The 14,477-nt window shown below is 59.0% G+C and carries 17 protein-coding genes; 7 read left to right on the top strand and 10 right to left on the bottom strand.

Annotated features, from left to right (window positions below; translation table 11 throughout):
- Window positions 1–243 precede the first annotated feature (243 nt).
- Together JJD74_RS23340 and JJD74_RS23335 are read left to right on the top strand one after the other, a co-directional pair.
- Window positions 244–567: a type II toxin-antitoxin system RelE/ParE family toxin gene (locus tag JJD74_RS23340; RefSeq protein ID WP_115146802.1), complete on the top strand. Its 324-nt coding sequence runs from the start codon at window positions 244–246 to the stop codon at window positions 565–567.
- Between the two features lie 2 nt (window positions 568–569).
- The gene (locus JJD74_RS23335) at window positions 570–881 is read left to right on the top strand and encodes a helix-turn-helix domain-containing protein (RefSeq protein WP_047300601.1); all 312 of its coding nucleotides are present in this window, start codon (window positions 570–572) and stop codon (window positions 879–881) included.
- A gap of 66 nt (window positions 882–947) precedes the next feature.
- Here the strand turns inward: JJD74_RS23335 and JJD74_RS23330 are convergent, their stop codons facing one another.
- Window positions 948–1,136, bottom strand: coding sequence for a hypothetical protein (locus JJD74_RS23330; RefSeq protein ID WP_115146801.1), 189 nt, complete (start codon window positions 1,134–1,136; stop codon window positions 948–950).
- Between the two features lie 42 nt (window positions 1,137–1,178).
- A complete protein-coding gene (locus tag JJD74_RS23325; RefSeq protein WP_200616919.1) occupies window positions 1,179–1,517 on the bottom strand; it encodes an FKBP-type peptidyl-prolyl cis-trans isomerase in 339 nt (112 codons plus the stop codon).
- Between the two features lie 144 nt (window positions 1,518–1,661).
- On the opposite strand from JJD74_RS23325, the gene JJD74_RS23320 reads away from it, so the two are divergent.
- Entirely contained in the window at window positions 1,662–2,726 is a 1,065-nt protein-coding gene (locus JJD74_RS23320; protein WP_200616918.1) for a M4 family metallopeptidase, read from the top strand.
- Window positions 2,723–3,034, top strand: a complete 312-nt coding sequence (locus JJD74_RS23315) for a protealysin inhibitor emfourin (protein ID WP_115146799.1) — start codon at window positions 2,723–2,725, stop codon at window positions 3,032–3,034. Before JJD74_RS23320 ends, JJD74_RS23315 begins: the two co-directional genes overlap by 4 nt.
- A gap of 48 nt (window positions 3,035–3,082) precedes the next feature.
- On the opposite strand, the gene JJD74_RS23310 is transcribed toward JJD74_RS23315, so the two are convergent.
- Window positions 3,083–3,391, bottom strand: coding sequence for an RcnB family protein (locus tag JJD74_RS23310; RefSeq protein ID WP_042559713.1), 309 nt, complete (start codon window positions 3,389–3,391; stop codon window positions 3,083–3,085).
- 426 nt (window positions 3,392–3,817) lie between these two features.
- On the opposite strand from JJD74_RS23310, the gene JJD74_RS23305 reads away from it, so the two are divergent.
- The gene (locus JJD74_RS23305) at window positions 3,818–5,110 is read left to right on the top strand and encodes an MFS transporter (protein ID WP_115146797.1); all 1,293 of its coding nucleotides are present in this window, start codon (window positions 3,818–3,820) and stop codon (window positions 5,108–5,110) included.
- Window positions 5,111–5,122: 12 nt separating this feature from the next.
- On the top strand, window positions 5,123–5,890 hold the full coding sequence (locus tag JJD74_RS23300; protein WP_042559716.1) for a substrate-binding domain-containing protein: 768 nt from the start codon (window positions 5,123–5,125) through the stop codon (window positions 5,888–5,890).
- Here the strand turns inward: JJD74_RS23300 and JJD74_RS23295 are convergent.
- The gene (locus JJD74_RS23295) at window positions 5,880–6,794 is read right to left on the bottom strand and encodes a LysR family transcriptional regulator (protein WP_042559717.1); all 915 of its coding nucleotides are present in this window, start codon (window positions 6,792–6,794) and stop codon (window positions 5,880–5,882) included. The genes JJD74_RS23300 and JJD74_RS23295 overlap by 11 nt on opposite strands.
- Window positions 6,795–6,977: 183 nt before the next feature.
- Between JJD74_RS23295 and JJD74_RS23290 the strand changes: the two genes are divergently transcribed.
- A complete protein-coding gene (locus JJD74_RS23290) occupies window positions 6,978–8,786 on the top strand; it encodes a monovalent cation:proton antiporter-2 (CPA2) family protein (protein WP_042559718.1) in 1,809 nt (602 codons plus the stop codon).
- A 127-nt stretch (window positions 8,787–8,913) separates the two neighbouring features.
- On the opposite strand, the gene hcnC is transcribed toward JJD74_RS23290, so the two are convergent.
- The 6 genes from hcnC to JJD74_RS23260 all read right to left on the bottom strand — a co-directional run bounded on the left by hcnC (window position 8,914) and on the right by JJD74_RS23260 (window position 14,335).
- Entirely contained in the window at window positions 8,914–10,173 is a 1,260-nt protein-coding gene (gene hcnC, locus JJD74_RS23285) for a cyanide-forming glycine dehydrogenase subunit HcnC (protein ID WP_047300592.1), read from the bottom strand.
- A complete protein-coding gene (hcnB, locus tag JJD74_RS23280) occupies window positions 10,166–11,575 on the bottom strand; it encodes a cyanide-forming glycine dehydrogenase subunit HcnB (RefSeq protein WP_200616917.1) in 1,410 nt (469 codons plus the stop codon). Before hcnB ends, hcnC begins: the two co-directional genes overlap by 8 nt.
- The gene (locus JJD74_RS23275) at window positions 11,572–11,886 is read right to left on the bottom strand and encodes a (2Fe-2S)-binding protein (protein WP_042562120.1); all 315 of its coding nucleotides are present in this window, start codon (window positions 11,884–11,886) and stop codon (window positions 11,572–11,574) included. The genes hcnB and JJD74_RS23275 overlap by 4 nt, the downstream gene beginning before the upstream one ends.
- A gap of 241 nt (window positions 11,887–12,127) precedes the next feature.
- Complete coding sequence (locus JJD74_RS23270; protein ID WP_200616934.1) at window positions 12,128–12,667, bottom strand: hypothetical protein; 540 nt, start codon at window positions 12,665–12,667, stop codon at window positions 12,128–12,130.
- 226 nt (window positions 12,668–12,893) lie between these two features.
- Window positions 12,894–13,835, bottom strand: coding sequence for a hypothetical protein (locus JJD74_RS23265; RefSeq protein WP_042559721.1), 942 nt, complete (start codon window positions 13,833–13,835; stop codon window positions 12,894–12,896).
- 191 nt (window positions 13,836–14,026) lie between these two features.
- Entirely contained in the window at window positions 14,027–14,335 is a 309-nt protein-coding gene (locus JJD74_RS23260) for a hypothetical protein (protein ID WP_390896400.1), read from the bottom strand.
- Window positions 14,336–14,477 lie beyond the last annotated feature (142 nt).

Genomic DNA, 14,477 nt, shown 5'->3' with positions numbered 1-14,477 from the left:
CGACCAGGCTTACTCCTACAGTGGAGCTGTGGTGTGATCGGTCCATGTGAACAATGTTGAAAATCAGCTCACGAAGATATCCCTGTCTGGAACCAAATAACTGGAAATCCAGAGGGGGCTTGATTTATATCGATTTCGATATAATCTTATGATCAGGTGATTGCTGCCATGCCTTGCAACACAACGCCGCACCACGATTTTAGTTGAGCGATTAGGCTTTTCCGGTCAAAACAGGAGAAGTCGATGCCAAGACACAAGGATGTGGTGTTTGTCGGGAGCGCACTCAAGGATCTGAAAGCTTTCCCGATTGATGCTCGCAGAGCTGCGGGATTTCAATTGGATCTATTGCAGCAGGGTGACGAACCCTTTGATTGGCGCCCCGTGAAAACAGTAGGTCGGGGCGTCAACGAAATCAGGATCACTGAGGATTCAGGAGCGTTTCGAGTGTTTTACGTGGTCAACCGACCCGAGGCGATCTATGTGCTGCACGCCATACACAAGACCACCCGCAAAACTGAAACGCGAGATATCGAATTAGCACGCACCAGATACCAGGAAATCATTTAGCCATGAAGGATCATCAAATCGCTTCCCAGCGTTTCTCAAACGTCTGGGACGCTCTGGAAGATACCCCGCAGGAGGCTGCCAATATGCGTTTGCGGGCCAAACTGATGCGCACACTTTGCGAGACCATCCGCGCTTGGGAGCTTCCACAAAAGGATGCAGCGAAAAAACTGGGGATCAGTCAGCCACGCCTGAACGATGTACTCAATGGCAAGATCGACAAGTTCTCTCTGGATGCGTTGGTCAATCTGTCCGCCGCAGCGAAGCTGGAAGTGGACATCTGTTTCCCGCTAAATCCACCACTGCAGTGGGCCTGACAGTCGCCTGCTCTCACAGGCATTGCATCGAACCTGCAGAGCTTGTTCGAGACTACGTCGACACATTCACCGCCGAAAGCCGGAGAGAATAAAGAGTGTATGTGCCCTGAGGCAAACCTCCACAGCATCCAGCGAGTTCAGCAGCTCGCTGGAGGACTCGGTACTGCCCTCACCGTCGTGACGAGTCTTGGCAAGAAGTCCTTTGCCGAGCCGATCGATGATTTGATTTTGATAAAGCACGGGCCACACATCCATTGATCTGTCCTTGATGGGTCAAAACAAACGGCAAAGCCAGCCTCAATCCTCCCGCGTCAAAACCTCCAGCAACTCAATCTCAAACACCAGATTCGAATTCGGCGGAATTTTGCCCATGGTCCGTTCCCCGTACCCCAGATGCGCCGGCACCAACAGTTTGCGTTTACCGCCCACCTGCATGCCCATCAGCCCCTGATCCCAGCCCTTGATCACGCGGCCGGTGCCGATCACACACTGAAATGGTTTGCCACGGCTGTAGGAAGAGTCGAATTCGGTGCCGTCTTCCAGCCAGCCGGTGTATTGGGTGGTGATCAGCGCACCTTTGACGGCAGCTTTGTCCCCGCCCGGTTGCAGGTCGATGATTTGTAGTTCGTTCGTCATGGCTGTTTCACTCAGTCGGGATGGCCCGGTAGGGGCACGGACGGCGTTTTTCGCAGAATTCGTTGCCGATGGCAATGCATGGAACCGAAACACGCAGCGCTGCTCACATGTGTATCGACATCGTATTTAGCCAAGGAAGCTCTGATGACCGACTCACGTTTGCTGCGCAGTTTCATTCCGCCGTACATCCTCAATCGCATCATCGCCCACGGTTCGGAGCCGCAACGGACTGCGGCGATGCGCACCCTCAATCATGTGCGCAGCCTGCTGCCCAATCCCGGCCCGCCTTCGCGTCCGTTGGCCCAGGCAATCCTGCCGCCATCGAACAAACCCGGCATCGCACAGCGCAGCATCCATGATGCTCAAAACAAAATGCTGCTGCCCGGGATTGAGGTACGTGTGGAAGGACAGGCGGCAACAGGCGATCCGGCGGTCGATGAAGCTTATGAGGCGCTGGGTGCCAGCTATGATTTCTTCTGGAAGGTGTTGGGCCGCGACTCGATCGACAACAACGGGTTTGCCCTGATCGGCAGCGTGCATTACGGCCAAGGCTACGAAAACGCCTTCTGGAATGGCGCTCAAATGGTGTTCGGTGACGGTGATGGGGAAATTTTCCAGCGTTTCACCCGCTCGCTCGACGTCATCGCCCACGAACTCGCCCATGGCGTGACGGAAAGCGAAGCCGGTCTGATTTACGCGAACCAATCGGGTGCACTTAACGAATCACTGTCGGATGTGTTCGGCGTGTTGACCAAGCAATATTCGCTCAGCCACACGGCGGAGCAGGCTGACTGGCTGATCGGCGCTGATCTGCTGATGCCACAAATCCACGGAAAGGGGCTGCGCTCGATGTCGCATCCCGGCACGGCTTATGACGATCCGCTGTTGGGCAAGGATCCGCAACCGGATCACATGCGCAAGTTCGTCATTACCACCGAAGACAATGGTGGCGTGCATATCAACTCAGGGATTCCCAACCGGGCGTTCTATCTGGCGGCTCGAACCTTGGGCGGTTTCGCTTGGGAGAAAGCCGGGCGGATCTGGTACGACACGCTGTGCGACAAAAGCTTGAGTCAGGACGCAACGTTTGAGGCATTCGCCGGGTTGACGGTCGAAAACGCTGGCAAGCGCTTCGGTACCAGAGAGGTAACTGCGGTGCGTGAGGCCTGGGCTCAGGTCGGTATCGAATTGGTCGTGGAGGTCGTATGAAAGTTCTACCCGAGTTAGGTGACGATTCCGTAGTGCGGGTATCCCGTCAGGGTGGCGTGGCGGCCATTCATAGCCTGAGCCGCCCCCGTGAAATCGAATTCGCTCAATGCGACATCAGCGAACGCACCCGAATCTGCTCGGTGCTGGAGGGGTGCCTGCCCCTGGACAGCGCCGAAACCGGGCGCGCAGACCAGCGCTTCTATCAGATAGAAGTGCGCTACCCATCCGGGGAAATGGTGCTGAAAGTGCCGGAGGATCAGGCGCCGGGAGATCTGGTGCATCTTTGGGACAAGGGGCAGTTGTTGTAAGCGCGGAACTGCAAAATCAGCCATCCGTGGCTGATCATCTGAAGCGGCTTAACGTTCTACTGGCTGCATCTCGACAATCGTCCCGTTGGTGATCATCACCATCACGTACTGATCTTTGATCTGCACCCACTGCGCTTGCTCAACCGGTGCTTTCAAACCTTTCGCTTTCCAGTTTTTCAAGGCTTTGTCGCTGCGTTGATAAACGTCTGGCGCGCGGTCGTTGATCTTTAGTTCGCGATCGCTGACGGGGGACTGGACGGAGGGATCGTTCGAGGTTTGCGCCGCTTGAACAATCGGGCTGATCCCGGCAATGCCGGCGACCAGGGCCAGGCTGGCGAATAGGGTTTTGCTGTTCATCGGTGAATCTCCAGAGATATGTACTACCTGAACTCCGACTGCGCGGCGGCGAAATCATTCCTTGTTTTTTGTTTGGACTGGCCGGGGGATTTCTTTCGTTAAACAGGTCGTCATCGCTGGCAAGCCAGCTCCCACAGGTTTCGATGGCGGTTACAAAACTTGAGCTCCTTACAGATCTTTGTGGGAGCTGGCTTGCCAGCGATGAGGCCGGCACAGGCAACATCTCCAGCGCCTGAACGCACGCCTTCGCGAGCAGGCTCGCTCCCACTGATGATCGCAATGCCAGCCCATTGATTCACTTTCAGCATCAATCCATGCCAACAATGCAATTAACAGATTGTTACATCTGCGCCACCATCCGCCTCAATAAAAACCGTGCGCCGCCTCCCCGTAGCGCACGTCATAAAAGCGGTGGAGTTCTTTTCTATGACAGCCTCAATCCCACACGGCGGCTCGCGGGCCGGTGCCATTTTCCGAGTGACCTCGGGTAACTTCCTCGAACAGTTCGACTTCTTTCTGTTCGGCTTCTACGCCACCCAGATCGCGGCGGTGTTCTTTCCGGCGAGCAGTGAATTCGCCTCCCTGATGATGACCTTTGCAGTGTTTGGCGCAGGCTTCCTGATGCGTCCGCTGGGGGCGATTGTGCTTGGCGCCTACATCGATGATGTCGGTCGGCGCAAAGGGTTGATTGTCACCCTGTCGATCATGGCCAGCGGCACGATATTGATTGTATTGGTGCCTGGTTACGAAACCATCGGCCTGTTCGCCCCGGCGCTGGTATTGATCGGGCGACTGTTGCAGGGTTTCTCGGCCGGTGCGGAACTGGGTGGCGTGTCGGTGTATCTCTCCGAGATCGCCACGCCGGGCCGCAAAGGTTTTTTCACCGCGTGGCAATCAGCGAGTCAGCAAGTGGCGATCATCGTCGCGGCTGCCTTGGGTTACGCGCTGAACGCATGGATGGCGCCGGAAGTGGTTGCCGATTGGGGCTGGCGGATTCCGTTTTTCATCGGCTGCATGATCGTCCCGTTCATCTTTTTCCTTCGCCGTAATCTGGCGGAAACCGAAGAGTTCGCCGCACGCAAGCACCGCCCGAGCATGGGCGAAGTGTTCCGTACCCTCGGCCAGAACTGGGGCGTGGTGCTCGGCGGGATGCTGATGGTCGCCCTGACCACCACCGCGTTTTACCTGATCACCGTATACGCGCCGACCTTCGGCAAAACCGTGCTGCATCTGAGCACGTCCGATGCGTTGCTGGTGACGCTGTTGGTGGGTGTGTCGAACTTCTTTTGGCTGCCGATCGGCGGCATGTTGTCCGACCGCATCGGTCGTCGTCCGGTGCTGATCGCGATGTCGCTGCTGGCCTTGGCCACGACCTATCCGGCACTGTCGTACCTGGTGCAGGCGCCAAGTTTCAACCACATGCTGCTGTCGCTGTTGTGGCTGTCGTTTATTTACGGTTTGTACAACGGCGCGATGATTCCGGCGCTCACCGAGATCATGCCGGTGGAAGTACGCGTCGCCGGTTTCTCCCTCGCCTACAGCCTGGCCACAGCGATCTTCGGCGGTTTCACGCCGGCGATGTCGACCTTCCTGATTCAGTACACCGGCGACAAAGCCGCGCCGGGCTACTGGATGAGCATCGGTGCGCTGTGCGCATTGCTCGCGACGCTTTACCTCTATCGCCGCGCAGGCGGCCGTCTGCAACCGGCTACTGCATAAGGAACCACGACCATGAAAAAACTGTTGAATCTGGGCGCCCTCGCCCTCCTCGCTTTCAGCGCCCTGGCGCACGCCGAACAAGTAAACGTGATGACCTCGGGCGGCTTCACCGCGGCCTATAAAATCCTCGGCCCGAAATTCGCCGCGACCACGGGCAACACCCTCGACACCCAGTTCGGCCCGTCGATGGGCAAGGCGCCAGAGGCAATTCCCAATCGCCTCGCGCGTGGCGAGCACGCCGACGTGGTGATCATGGTCGGCTACGCCCTCGACGAATTGATCAAACAAGGCAAGGTCGACCCGGCATCGCGGGTAGAACTGGCGGACTCGCGGATCGGCCTGGTGGTACGCGCTGGCGCGCCGAAACCGGACATCAGCAACGTCGAGAGCCTGAAGAAAACCCTGCTTGACGCGCAATCGGTGGCGTACTCCGACAGCGCCAGCGGCGTGTACATCGAGCAGCAGTTGTTCAAGAAACTCGGCATCGAAGATCAGTTGAAACCGAAGGCGAAGATGATCGCGAAAATCCCCGTGGGCTCGGTGGTTGCCACGGGTGATTATCAACTGGGCTTCCAGCAGGTCAGCGAATTGCTGCCGGTGCCAGGCGTGAGTTTCGTGGCGAAGATTCCAGAGTCGGTGCAATCGGTGACGCGCTTCGCTGCGGGGATTCCGGTCAACGCGCAACATCCCGCCGAGGCCAAAGCGTTACTCGCCTACCTCGCTGCGCCGGCCGCACAGGCTGACGTGCAGGCGACCGGGCTGGATTCGGTCAAGCGTTGATAATCGGCGGCTGGACTTTCATTTCCACCACCAGCCGCTCCAGTTCAAGTGCCGCCGGGGTCAGCGTGCGATCCCGGCGCTTGATAATGCCAACGCTGCGCATCACTTGCGGATCCGTCAGCGGTATCCGCGTCAGGATCGGATGATCCGGCCCCGGCATCGCCATCAGCGGCACCGCCGCTACGCCCAACCCCGCCTCCACCAGGCCAATCATCGTCGTCACATGCCGGGTTTCGCAGATGCTCTGACGCTGCGGCACCACGCTGCTCAAGGCCTGATCGAGTAAAAAGCGGTTGCCGGAAGTCTTGTCCAGCGAGATGTAATCCTGCTGGTAGAACTCGTCCCACGTCACGCTGTTGCGCCCGGCCAACGGGTGATCGCGACGACACGCCACGACATAGCACTCCTGCACAAGCGGTTCGAAGTCGACTTTGGCATCCTGCGTGCCCATAAAACTCAAACCGAAATCGGCCTCGCCATTGACCACGGCGCTCAATACGTCGTGGGCGCTGGAGTCGAGGACTTTGACCTTGATGCGCGGGAATTGCTGGTGATAGCGGGCAACCACACGCGGCATGAAGTAGTACGCGGCAGAGGGCACGCAAGCGACGGTGACGTGGCCCAGTCGGGTCGAAGCAACTTCGCTGATGCCCAGCAGTGCAACGTCCAGATCGTCCAGCAAACGTTCGACACTCGGCATAAAACCGCGCCCGGCCTGGGTCAGGCTGACTTTGCGCGTGGTGCGCTCGAACAGTTTCACGCCCAGAGCGTCTTCAAGCTTCTCGATGCGTCGACTCAAGGCCGGTTGCGAGAGTCGCACGGTGTCGGCGGCTTTGCGGAAACTGCCCTGCTCGACCACGGCGCGAAAGGCTTGCAGGTCGTTAAGGTCGAAGTTGATGGCCATGGCGGGACTCGGGGATTGATTCGCTTGGGTTATAAATGTAACCAATTGATGCAATATGTTACAGATCTCAATCACCCCTACGAGGGGATTGTGTTGATCATCCGAATCAGGGGGATTTGGTTTGACGAGGTTTCAGCCTTTATCCTTGTCGCCCCCCCCCGTGCCGTTGTCAGGAGTAAACCCATGCCCCATGAAGGCAATTTGTTGCAAGCCGCCGTTGTTTTTCTGCTCGCGGCGGTGCTCACCGTGCCCTTGGCCAAACGTCTGCAATTGGGCGCGGTGATTGGTTATCTGTTTGCCGGGGTAATCATCGGCCCGTCGGTGCTGGGCCTGATCGGCAACCCGCAGAGCGTGGCGCACATCTCGGAGCTGGGCGTGGTGTTGCTGCTGTTCATCATTGGTCTTGAGCTGTCGCCGCGACGCTTGTGGGTGATGCGCAAATCGGTGTTCGGTGTCGGTCTGGCGCAGGTGCTGCTGACCGCGTCGGTGATTGGCGTGCTGGCGTTGGCCGTGTTCGGTCAGCCGCTGAACAGCGCGATTGTGCTGGGCCTCGGTCTGGCGCTGTCGTCCACCGCGTTCGGCCTGCAAAGCCTTGCCGAGCGCAAGGAGCTGACCAGCCCCCACGGGCGCCTGGCGTTTGCCATTCTGCTGTTTCAGGACATCGCCGCGATCCCGTTGATCGCGCTGGTGCCGATGCTCGCTGGTGTCGATCATCACACCAGCACTGCCGACGATGTACGGCATAGTTTGCAGGTGCTCGGTGGTATTGCCGTGGTGGTGATCGGCGGGCGCTATCTGTTGCGGCCGGTGTTTCGCGTGGTGGCGAAAACCGGTCTGCCGGAAGTGTCGACCGCTACCGCGCTGCTGGTGGTGATCGGCACCGCGTGGCTGATGGATCTGGTCGGTGTGTCGATGGCGCTGGGGGCATTTCTTGCCGGTTTGCTGCTGGCCGATTCTGAATATCGCCATGAACTGGAAGCGCAGATCGAACCGTTCAAAGGCCTGCTGCTCGGGCTGTTTTTCATCAGCGTCGGCATGGGTGCCAATCTGAGTCTGTTGCTCAGCGCGCCGATTACCGTGCTGGGGCTGACGCTGTTGTTGATCGGCTTGAAGCTGCCGTTGCTGTTTGTGGTGGGACGCCTGGCCGGTGGCTTGAACAAGGTCAGTGCGATTCGACTCGGCATCGTGCTCGCGGCGGGGGGCGAGTTCGCGTTTGTGGTGTTCAAGATCGGGCGCGATCAGGGTCTGTTCGAGCCGCGTCTGTATGACCTGCTGGTGCTGACCATCACCCTGTCGATGGCCGTGACGCCGTTGTTGCTGTTGCTTTGCGCAAGGCTGGTCAGCCCAAAAGTGCAACCGGTGGAAGTACCCGAGAAATTCCGCGCGATCGACACGGACACGCCGCGCGTGGTGATCGCCGGCATGGGCCGGATGGGGCAGATCGTTGCGCGGATTCTGCGGGCGCAGAACATCAAGTTTGTCGCCCTCGACACTTCGGTGGAAACCATCGAACTGTCGCGCAGTTTCGGTGGTGTGCCGGTGTTCTATGGCGACCCGATGCGCCCGGAAATTCTGCACGCAGCCAAGGTCGGTGAGGCGGAATATTTTGTGATCGCCACGGATGATCCGGAGACGAATATCAAGACCGCCGAGGTGGTGCGCAAGCTCTACCCGCACATGAAGATCATCGCCCGGGCCCGTAACCGTCAGCACGTTCACCGCTTGGTGGATGTTGGCGCCGAGGCGATTCGTGAAACGTACTACTCAAGTCTGGAAATGAGCCGGCGCACGCTGGTTGGCCTCGGGCTGACCCAGGCCCAGGCCGATGCGCGGATCAAACGCTTCAAGCACCACGATGAACAGGTGCTGGAGGCGCAACACGCGGTGTACGACGACGCAGCCAAAGTCCTGCAAACCGCCCAGGAAGCCCGGGCGGAACTGGCGCGGTTGTTTGAGTCGGATCAGCTTGAAGAAGAATCGCGCCAGCCCTGAGCCTTACACAAATCCCAATGTGGGAGCGAGCCTGCTCGCGAAAGCGTTGTGTCAGTCAACACTTCGACAACTGACAGATTGCATTCGCGAGCAGGCTCGCTCCCACAGGGATGGTGGCGGGCTCAGGTCAGGCAGGTTCTAACTCGAGCGTCTGCTTGACCGGCGCAGTCTCGAAGCGATCCGCCAGAAACGGCGTGATGTCCAATGGCAGCGGCTCGTCGTTGACCATTTTATCCAGCAGCACACCGGTAATGGCCGAGGTCAGAATCCCGGTACGGAAGTGCCCGCACGCATTCAGATATCCCTCCACGCCACGCATTCGCCCAAGAATCGGCAACTCATCCGGCGAACCTGGGCGCAGTCCCGCCCAGGTGCGTTTGAGGTTGACGTGCGCAAGCTCCGGCAAGCAGCGCACCGCCCCCTGCACCAGCCCGGCGATTTCCGGGTAGGTGGTGGTGACGTCGAAGCCTTTGTCTTCGGTGGTGCTGCCGATGAGGATCTCGCCGTTGTCCTTTTGCGCCACGTAGCAGTCGCTGGTGGTCAGGCAGCCGTTGAGGATTTTCGGCATGCGCTCGGTCAGCAGAATCTGCCCTTTCACCGGTTTCACCGGAATGCGGATGCCGGTCGCCCATTCGCTCAGGTCCGCCGCCCAGGCACCGCCGGCATTGATCAGCGTCTTGCAGTGGAACACGCCCTCCTCGGCCGTTTGTACGCCGGTGACCCGCGTGCCGTGGTGCAACACGCCGGTGACGTTGGTGTTGACGAAGATATCGACACCATTCTGCCGCGCGCCTTCCATGTAGGCGTCGGCGAGGCGGAACGGGCTGACCTGATGGTCGCAGAGAAACTCCAGCGCCCCGCGTGCTTCATGACTGACGCTGGGCTCGGCTTCGCGCAGTGCGGCTTGATCGAGCCAGCGCACCTGATCGGCCAAATGCGGAATGCAGCCGACGATATGTTCGGCGTAGAGCCGGTCTTCATCGTCATAAATCACGAATTTGAGCCCGGTCTTTTCGAACTTGAAATCCATGCCGTGATTGTCTTTCAGTTCACGGTGCAGCGCCGGGTACAGCGCGTTGGACTGCAAGGCGAAATCAAAGAACGACTCTGGCAGGATGTGCGGCGTACTGGCGTCCACTGCCACCGCCGCGCCCTGGGTTTCGCGCTTGCGGTTGGCCGACATCATGCGGAAGAAAATCACCCCGCACCCCAGGCCCACCGACTCGCCGATCGCCCACAAACCACCGGCTGACGCGCGGGTCGCATTGCCCGGACGCTTGGCGTCGATCAAGGCCACCTTGAGGTTTTTGCGTTTGGACAATTGATAGGCGCAAGACGCCCCGATCACACCGCCGCCGGCGATGACCACGTCGTAGAACTTACTCATGGGAAGCGGCCTCCGTGCCGACAGACTGGAATGCGGAAAAAGGAATCGGATCGATCGGGAAGCGCGGGCGCAGCCAGCCGACATCCTGGCGTCCGGTGGACTGGCGCAAGCGGTCGCTGCAGTAGCCAACGCACATCCGCCCCTGACAGTCGCCCATGCTCACGCGGGTGCGCATTTTCAGGCTGGCAATGTCTTGCACGCCCTGCTCCAGCGCCAGATCGATGTCGGCGCGGGTCGCGTGTTCGCAGCGGCAAATCACTGTGTCGGCGTTCGGCAATGCGATCTGGCCAACACCACGTTCGGTGTAACGATCCACCGCCGCGCGAAAACGCACGATGGATTTGAGTTTGCCCAGATAGCGGTCGCGGCGAACCTGCGCCAGATCCGCGTCGAGCACACCGCGTTGCAGTAGGATGGATGTCGCCGCGATCTTGCCGGCCAGCATCGCCGCTTCACCACCGCGAATCCCGCCCATGTCGCCGGCCAGATGGATGTGAGGCTGGTTGCTCTGCTGCCAGACATTTGAATGGGCGCGCAGATAACCGTCGTCGCTGAAGCCATGATCCAGGCCCATTTGCTGACTGATTTGGGTGCGCGGAATAAAGCCGTAACCGACCGCCAGGGTCTGCGCCTCGAAGCGCTCGACACGGGACATGTCCGGCGTCCAGCTCTGCGAGTACGGCGCGACACTGACGCTTTTCAGTTCGCCTTCGCCGTGGGCTTCGACCACGCCCCAGCCGTAGTTCATCGCGATGCCGTGCAGTTTCAGGTAGGCGAGCATGCTCAAGCCATCAAGGAACAATTGCGGCTTGTTCAGCAACGCCAGGCTTTCGCGGGCGATCTTGCCGAACGCGCAGGCCTCATAAACACCCGCGACTTTGACGCCCGACGCATGCAGCTGCGTCGCCACCAACGGCAGCAGTGGGCCGGTCCCCGCGATAATCACCGGGCCTCGCGGTTTGACCACGCCACTCTTGATTTGCAGTTGCAGGCCGCCGAGCAGAATCACCCCAGGCAGGGTCCAGCCGGGAAACGGCACGCTGCGCTCATGGCAGCCGGCCGACAGCAACAACTGTGGATACTCGATCTCGTGAAGCTGCTCGTCAGCGTCCAGCACTACCAGCGCGCGGGTGCCTTCGGCGCCGACCACGCGGTGATTCAGGCGCACGTCGATCAACCCCGATTGCTCCAGGAAATCACCGTGCAGTTTGCCCAGCGCTTCGGAGTAACGTGGCCCGAGATAATCCAGCTGCACGCCGTCACGCAGCGGCCCGCGATAGACCACACCACCAAGGCGCGACGCCTCTTCCAGCAAGGTGCAGCGCACGCCATGGCGCGCCAGTTCGATGGCCGCCGCCATCCCCGCCGGACCACCGCCGACGATCACCGGTTGCAGGCTCATACGACCTCCTGCCCGGCGATGCGGTTGACCTGGGTTTCGATCTGCATGCCATCACGCACGACGGTCTGGCAGGCACGGCGTTTATGCCGGCCATTGATTTTCACCAGGCAGCACTGGCACACGCCCATGCCGCAGTACGCGCCGCTGATCTGATCATGATCGTTGCGTGCAATCTGGCGCACGCCGAGGGACTGGATAACGCTGAGGACGGTTTCGCCGATGGCGGCAGTGACCGGTTGACCGTTGATGTGGACGGTCATATCCGCCTGCGCCAAGGGCTGGATATCGAAGGTTCTTTCTAGGCAGTGCATTGCGATGTTCATCCGTGAAAAGGTTCGGTTGAGGTTGTGTCAGCTCCTTGCTGCACTACACCTTGCGTCCCGTTTGATTCTTGGCTCGGGCGGGCTCGCGAGGTACTCCGTCAGCGCAACGAGGTGCGCGCGAGAACAATGTAGTTCATGTTTTAGCAAAGGCCTGGATCATTTACGTTAGGCGATATCGCCAGCTGAAATATTGATCCAGGCCAGTGAAAGCAGTCGGATTGTTCAACGATCAGTTGGAGAAGACGAATTGGCCTTTGATCTTCTTTGCACCAATGAACCCAAGGTCGGGAAACAGTTTTGTCTTCAGCCAGGCAACGTAGAACACCAGTGCCAGAGTGATGCCCACCGCTATCGCCGTCGATACCGGATCCTCAGCGTAACCCTTGAACAGGCGCGACATCTGGCTGAGTGTCAGCAGGACGTAGGCGGTATAAGCCGCTGCGGAGTTTTTGTAGAAACCCCACGCAAACAAAAGCGGGATGCCGCCAGCGATCAGCATGATGCTCAAGACCAAGCCGATGCTGAACGAATAGCCAAGCGTCAACGCCGCCAATGCAGTGAGCGCTGCCTGAACGCACATCAGTCCAACGAGGATTTTGATCTTCAGTGAATGGCGCTCGATGAGGACCGGATCCGGACGGCCGGCGATCCAGGCGGCCAACACCCGATCCTTGACCTTGCCGCCTGAAAGCGCCTTGAAGGTTTCGGTCCTGGAGCGCCCGGCTTCGAGCATTTCCACCAACTGCCGTTTGATTTCCTTCTTGTCCAACGCATTCATCCTTAAACAGAACCTGAAGCGGCCCATCCGCTTGGGGCGCAGATTCTCGCTGTTGAACCCCCAGAAAGCAAAAAGCCGCTTCTACCCGAAGGTAGAAGCGGCCGAGGCATGAGCCTCAATAGAGCAATTAGTGTACGAACAGCGCAATCAGGATGATGATCGGGATCGGAATACCGAGGAAAAACAGCAGTAGTGAGCGCATGGTGATTCTCCCTATTTAACGAACTGGAGGCAGTGTGGAGGTAGTGGTGTAGGTGTCGACTTCAACGTACTCGACCGCATCCCGACGACGACCGCCGAAGATGGCTGCAAAGCTTGCGAAGAACGCACCGGCCAACAGCGCAACGAACATCCACAGCGAGGTCATGGCAGCGACTTTCGCGGCGGTATCAGCGGCTTGCTGAGCTTTCAGCTTGGCGTCGGCAATGGCTTTCTGAGTGCGGGCATACACTTCATCGACACGACGTTCGGCGTCGGCCTGACTCAGGTTGGTCCGCTGTGCAACCAGTTGTGCGAGGTAAGTGCGGTCTTCGGCGCTGAGCTGACCATCGGCCAGGCTCTGGGTGAAGATCCGGGCCACTGCACCGTGTGCAGCGTCATCACTGACGGACGCTGGACGGTCATCGCGGAACAGGTTGTCGATGTAGTAACCGTACTGGTTGCTATCGGTATTGGCTGCAGCCGTGCCGGCCGCCTGGGTCATGGCGCTTGCTGCACCACCGGCAACACTGGCACCGGCCTGCACGCCGCCGCTGATGACACTGCTGACCGAACCGACGACCAGCACGGCCGTCACCAAGGTCGCCACACACCAGGCAAGGAAGCCATGAGCGGTGTCGCGGAAATACACTTCGTCACCGTGCATGTTCGCCCACTTCACTCGCAGGCGGCCGGCGATGTAGCCACCCAGCCCGGAGGCGATGATTTGCGTCGCCGCCAGCCAGACAATCGTTGAAATGCCCAGGCCCTTGGCGCTGATGCCCTCCCCGGCCCAAGGTGAAACGGCAGAGAAACCCAACCCGAAGCCCAGCAGCACCAGAATCATCGACAGTGCAGCGGCCGCCGCAGCACCTGCGAAAATCGCGCCCCAGGACACCCCTGAAACGTTGCTCGACTCTCCTTCGTAGGCAGCATAAAAACCATCAGAGGATCTATTCATTGTTGTAGTGCTCCAGGCATGAAAAATGGTGTTACAACTCGTCGAGTGAGGAATTGCAGCGACCGTGCCAGTTGCGCGAATTTAATAAATCCTTTTATTTCAACACGTTAGAAAATCTGAACTTCTTAGGACGTTGCAAATTGCAACAATTGGCTGAATTCAGCGGGTTTTATGCATTGGCCAAAAGACGATCACTTACGCTTGTAACTCTTGTTGCCACTGGGGGTAAGACAGTACACCCCGCCCCGTGGCCCGGTGCAAAACGAACCCGTGCCACAGGCGCATCCATCGTCGCTTTGCAGCAGCGTTTGCGGTCGGCTCTGGCCCTGGTTGCCGTACATCGCCGCACAGCTTTTCTTCGAGCCACTGATAGAGCCGTCGTTGCACAGAAACAGGTCGCCGTCGCAGCGATCAATTCCACCTTTCTTGCCCGAGCACGGGGTATTGGCGGCGACTGCCCAAGCGCTGAGCAAGGCCAGCAGCACAGCGATAACAGGCATCCAGCCAAAGCGATTGAACATGCGCACGGAACCACTCCCTGTTGAGGTTATGGCCAGATGATATCAATGCTCCGGAAAATTAATCCTCGACCCCGCCCAATGGTGGCTACAACATGAAAGTTAATTTAAAGCGCCACGGAAA

Source organism: Pseudomonas sp. MF6776, assembly GCF_016613125.1.
In the GTDB taxonomy this organism is placed as follows: Bacteria; Pseudomonadota; Gammaproteobacteria; order Pseudomonadales; family Pseudomonadaceae; genus Aquipseudomonas; species Aquipseudomonas iridis.
Note: the sequence above shows the minus strand (reverse complement) of the source record. Positions and strands in the feature narration are given on the sequence as shown.

Coding starts and splice junctions, on each gene's coding strand:
- JJD74_RS23265 (WP_042559721.1), bottom strand. CDS start 13,835: ATGAATAGATCCTCTGATGGTTTTTATGCTGCCTACGAAGGAGAGTCG.
- JJD74_RS23275 (WP_042562120.1), bottom strand. CDS start 11,886: ATGCACTGCCTAGAAAGAACCTTCGATATCCAGCCCTTGGCGCAGGCG.
- JJD74_RS23260 (WP_390896400.1), bottom strand. CDS start 14,335: ATGCCTGTTATCGCTGTGCTGCTGGCCTTGCTCAGCGCTTGGGCAGTC.
- JJD74_RS23330 (WP_115146801.1), bottom strand. CDS start 1,136: ATGGATGTGTGGCCCGTGCTTTATCAAAATCAAATCATCGATCGGCTC.
- hcnC (WP_047300592.1), bottom strand. CDS start 10,173: ATGAGTAAGTTCTACGACGTGGTCATCGCCGGCGGCGGTGTGATCGGG.
- JJD74_RS23315 (WP_115146799.1), top strand. CDS start 2,723: ATGAAAGTTCTACCCGAGTTAGGTGACGATTCCGTAGTGCGGGTATCC.
- JJD74_RS23290 (WP_042559718.1), top strand. CDS start 6,978: ATGCCCCATGAAGGCAATTTGTTGCAAGCCGCCGTTGTTTTTCTGCTC.
- JJD74_RS23340 (WP_115146802.1), top strand. CDS start 244: ATGCCAAGACACAAGGATGTGGTGTTTGTCGGGAGCGCACTCAAGGAT.
- JJD74_RS23300 (WP_042559716.1), top strand. CDS start 5,123: ATGAAAAAACTGTTGAATCTGGGCGCCCTCGCCCTCCTCGCTTTCAGC.
- JJD74_RS23310 (WP_042559713.1), bottom strand. CDS start 3,391: ATGAACAGCAAAACCCTATTCGCCAGCCTGGCCCTGGTCGCCGGCATT.
- JJD74_RS23305 (WP_115146797.1), top strand. CDS start 3,818: ATGACAGCCTCAATCCCACACGGCGGCTCGCGGGCCGGTGCCATTTTC.
- hcnB (WP_200616917.1), bottom strand. CDS start 11,575: ATGAGCCTGCAACCGGTGATCGTCGGCGGTGGTCCGGCGGGGATGGCG.
- JJD74_RS23295 (WP_042559717.1), bottom strand. CDS start 6,794: ATGGCCATCAACTTCGACCTTAACGACCTGCAAGCCTTTCGCGCCGTG.
- JJD74_RS23325 (WP_200616919.1), bottom strand. CDS start 1,517: ATGACGAACGAACTACAAATCATCGACCTGCAACCGGGCGGGGACAAA.
- JJD74_RS23335 (WP_047300601.1), top strand. CDS start 570: ATGAAGGATCATCAAATCGCTTCCCAGCGTTTCTCAAACGTCTGGGAC.
- JJD74_RS23320 (WP_200616918.1), top strand. CDS start 1,662: ATGACCGACTCACGTTTGCTGCGCAGTTTCATTCCGCCGTACATCCTC.